Source organism: Oscillibacter sp. UBA6647, assembly GCA_002455655.1.
Taxonomy (GTDB): domain Bacteria; phylum Bacillota; class Clostridia; order Oscillospirales; family Oscillospiraceae; genus Oscillibacter.
The window spans coordinates 1-4,004 of record DKLF01000156.1; the positions used below are offsets into that span (position 1 = coordinate 1).

Annotated in this window: 3 protein-coding genes; 2 read left to right on the forward strand and 1 reads right to left on the reverse strand. The window is 60.8% G+C overall.

Annotated features, from left to right (window positions below; translation table 11 throughout):
* Positions 1–18: 18 nt before the first annotated feature.
* Positions 19–2,292, reverse strand: a complete 2,274-nt coding sequence (ftsH, locus tag B2W96_RS11335; protein WP_293010484.1) for an ATP-dependent zinc metalloprotease FtsH — start codon at positions 2,290–2,292, stop codon at positions 19–21.
* Positions 2,293–2,546: 254 nt separating this feature from the next.
* Here ftsH and rlmB point away from each other — a divergent pair, with 254 nt between their 5' ends.
* Together rlmB and B2W96_RS11345 are read left to right on the forward strand one after the other, a co-directional pair.
* Complete coding sequence (rlmB, locus tag B2W96_RS11340; RefSeq protein WP_293010486.1) at positions 2,547–3,314, forward strand: 23S rRNA (guanosine(2251)-2'-O)-methyltransferase RlmB; 768 nt, start codon at positions 2,547–2,549, stop codon at positions 3,312–3,314.
* Positions 3,315–3,359: 45 nt separating this feature from the next.
* Positions 3,360–4,004: hypothetical protein (locus B2W96_RS11345; RefSeq protein WP_293010488.1), on the forward strand; the 645-nt coding region annotated here is incomplete at its 3' end.

Here is a 4,004-nt window from a genome sequence, read left to right on the forward strand (position 1 = left end):
GCGCTTTTTATAATGAAATCAAACGGAGCGAGTTTCGTCATCCGCCTGCGGGACAGGCACTTCCGCCTCCGGCTGGCGGGGGACGGAGCCTTCGGCGGGAGGTTCAACGGGGCTCTCCGCCTCGCAAACGGAAGCTTCTCCGTCGGCGCTCTCCGCCGGGGCGGGCGGCTCGATCTTCTCGGAAATCATGCTGATGCGCTTGGCGGGCGCCTCTATACCCGGCGTCTCCTGCCGGGTGGAAGCGTATTCGTCCTCCACCAGAGCCGGGTCCCGGCCCTCAATAATGGCCACCATCTCCGCGCCGGTGATCGTCTCCTTCTCCAGAAGGTAGGCCACCACCTTATCCATGTCCTCCCGGTTTTCCCGGATGACGGATACCGCGTTGCCGTAGCACTCTGTGAGAATCTCCCGCACAGCTTTATCCATAGCGGCGGCGGTGTCCTGCGCGCAGTCCATGCCGTAGCCGCCGTCCAGATATTGGCTGCGGCGAGAGGCCAAAGCCATCATGCCGAATTCGTCACTCATGCCGTACATGGCGACCATGTTCCGGGCCACCTGCGTGGCGTCCTGAATGTCCTGAGACGCGCCGTTGGTCATCGTCTCCATCACCACCTCCTCGGCGGCACGGCCGCCCATGGACACGGTGATTTTCGCCAGCAGCTCATCCCGGGTGCGCAACTCCGTTTTGTCCTCCTCGGGCATCAAAAGGGTATAGCCCAGAGAGCCCTGCGTATGGGGAACAATCGTGATTTTCTGAACCGGCTCGGTGTTTTTTTGTTTAAAGGCCACCATGGCGTGGCCCACCTCGTGGTATGCCACCAGCTTTTTTTCAAATTCTGTCAGCACGCTGCCCTTTTTCTCGGTGCCTGCAATGACCAGCTCAAAGGCTGCCAGCAAATCGCCCTGATTCACCGCCTTGCGGCCCAGACGCACGGCCCGCAGGGCCGCCTCGTTCACCAGATTCGCGAGGTCCGCGCCCACGGTACCCGCGGTGGCCAGCGCCACTTTTTTCAGATTCACGTCCTCGCTGAGACGAATGTTCCGGGTGTGGACCTCCAGCGTGGCCAGACGGCCCGCCAGATTGGGCCGATCAATGATGATGCGCCGGTCAAACCGACCGGGACGCAGCAGCGCCTGATCCAGCACCTCCGGACGGTTGGTGGCCGCCAGAAGAATCACGCCCTTGGTGGGGTCAAAGCCGTCCATCTCCGCCAGAAGCTGGTTTAGGGTCTGCTCCCGTTCGTCGTTGCCGCCCATGCGGTTGTCCCGGGATTTGCCGATGGTGTCAATCTCGTCGATAAAGACGATGCAGGGAGCCACCTTACTGGCCTCCTTAAAGAGGTCTCGTACGCGGCTTGCGCCCACGCCCACGAACATCTCCACAAAGTCCGATCCGGAGATAGAGAAGAAGGGAACGTTGGCCTCTCCAGCCACCGCCTTGGCAAGCAGGGTTTTACCGGTACCCGGAGGGCCGACCAGCAGCGCGCCCTTGGGCAGCTTTGCGCCGATTTCGGTGTACTTCTGGGGGTTGTGCAAAAAGTCGATAATTTCGGTAAGGGATTCCTTGGCCTCGTCCTGCCCCGCCACGTCACGGAAGGTGACGCCGGTGGACTTTTCCATATAGACCTTGGCGTTAGCCTTGCCCACGGAGCCAACGCCCCCAATGCCGCCCATGCCGCCGCCCCGCTTGGCCATGATGCGGAACACCAGAGACAACAGCAGCATCATGATGGCGAAGGGCAGGATATAGGAAATCAGCATCTCCAGAATGGGACTGATGGGCGCGGTATAGGGGGAGCCGAAATCCACGTTGTGCTCCAGCATCCGGGAAATCAACTGGTCGTCGTTCAGCGCCTTGGTATAAAGCTGAAAGCTTCCGTCGTCCGTCTTGTCCTTCTGCGCCAGCAGTCCGCTGAGGTTTGTGGCGGCAGACGGCTGGGGTTTATCGGTGGATACCGGCTTCTCGGCCTTTGGCATGGGCCCGTATGTTTTGCCGCTCTCGTCGGTATAGGTGAAGCCCTCTGCGGGGGTGATGTGAGCAAGGCCCGTATTGGCCTCGAATTCCACCTTTGCGATTTTGTCCGATTCAATCAGCGAGATAAACTCGCTGTAGGTAATCTCCACAGAGCTTTTGTTATCGGAACCGGACACCCACGCGCCCGCATAGCTGAATACAATGGTGAGCAGCAGCGCCCAACTTACCAGAGAAAGTAAGCCGCGCCAGTTGTTTCCTCCGTTTTGCCCGTTTCGGTTGGGCCCGTTTCTGTTTTTCCGGTCGTTATTCTGACTCATCGAACGAATACTCCTTTGCCTGTTAAAGCGCTGGGTTGAATTATCAAGCAGTATACCATAAAAAGAAGGGCGCTACAAGAACGCTTGTTGGCTTTTCCATGAAATTTCTGTGAATTCCACTTTATTGTGTGCGGAAACTGTGATACAATCATGGTAATTATTGATTCCGCGCGAAACGCCCAAAAGCTGGAAAAAAACGGCGTTGTTGTCCGCCCACTGCGGGCAGGATACTTGCGGCGGCTGAAGGAGAACCTATGGACAGTGAAAAGAAAGACCTGCTTACCGCCGAGGCGGACGGCATGATCGAGGGCCGCAACGCGGTGATCGAAGCCCTGCGGGCGGGCGAAACCATTGACAAAATTTATATCGCCCGGGGCGAGACGGACAAGACGCTGGGCCACATTGCCTCCAAAGCCCGGGCTGCCGGCGTGGTGGTGGTGGAAGCGGACCGGCGGAAGCTGGACGGCATGAGCCGGACCCATGCCCATCAGGGCGTGATTGCGCTGGCCGCCGTGCGGGAGTACGCCACGGTGGAAGATATTCTTGCCGTCGCGGAAAAGCGGGGCGAGAAGCCCCTGATTGTCATTTGCGACGAGATTTCCGACCCTCATAATTTGGGGGCCATCATCCGTACCGCAGAGTGCGCAGGCGTCCACGGGGTGGTGATTCCCAAGCGCCGCAGCGCGGGACTGACGGCCATCGTGGCCAAGACCTCCGCCGGGGCGGTGGCTCACCTTCCGGTGGCCCGGGTGCCCAACATCCCGTCTCTTCTGAAGGATTTGAAGAAACAGGGCTTGTGGATTTTCGGCACGGCATCGGACGGAACCACCGGCCTGTACGACGCGGACCTGCGCGGCCCCGCCGCCATTGTCATCGGCAGCGAGGGTGAGGGCATGACCCGTCTGGCGGCGGAAAACTGCGATTTTCTGGTGAGCATTCCCCTGCGGGGAAAGCTCAGTTCGCTGAACGCTTCGGCGGCGGCCGCGGTGCTGCTGTATGAGGCAGTGCGCCAGAGGAGCTGATTTTAAAAAGAGACGGCTGTCGGCGAGAGAACATGGGAGAGAGACATGGCTGAGATCAGAGACAAAAAACCATATGATGCGCTCACTGACGCGGAGGATCTGACCGCCGGGACCGATGTGATTCCGGAGGGCGATTTTTCTTTGGAGGAGATTCTGGCGGAGTACGGCGGCGGCCGCCGCCGGCACATTCTGGACGAGGCCGAGGCTTTGGCCACCCCGGAACTGGAAGCGCAGGACGAGGCGCTGACCGATGGGGCGGAGACTGCTTTCGCCTTGCCGCCGCAGGAGGAGTCGGAGTCGGACGAGCTTTCGGATGAGGAGGCTCTCCCAGACGCGGACCTTCCGGACGAGGAGGACTTCCCTGTACCCGAGGAAATCCTTCCGTCCCCGCCCCGGCCCGTCTCCATCGAGCAGGCCGTGGGGCAGACGGTGGGGGACGTGATGGAAGCACAGGAGTCCCTGACGGCGGCCCAGCGTCCCCGTCGGGGCCTGTTTTCCCGGAAAAAGATACCGTTGGAGGACACAGAGCAGCTTTACGAGCCGCCCGGTCCCCCGCCGGAGCCAGAGCCGGAGGAGCCGCCCGTGGGCCCCGAGCCGCCCTTGGACGAGGCCATGCGCTTTGCCCAGAAGCGCTGGCGGCGGCTGCGCCGCCCGCTTCCCGTGGCTGCGCTGATCTGCCTTTTGCTGCTA

Bases quoted from the DNA above. Each gene is read 5' to 3' on its own strand.
- ftsH (WP_293010484.1), bottom strand. From the start codon at position 2,292: ATGAGTCAGAATAACGACCGGAAAAACAGAAACGGGCCCAACCGAAAC.
- rlmB (WP_293010486.1), top strand. From the start codon at position 2,547: ATGGACAGTGAAAAGAAAGACCTGCTTACCGCCGAGGCGGACGGCATG.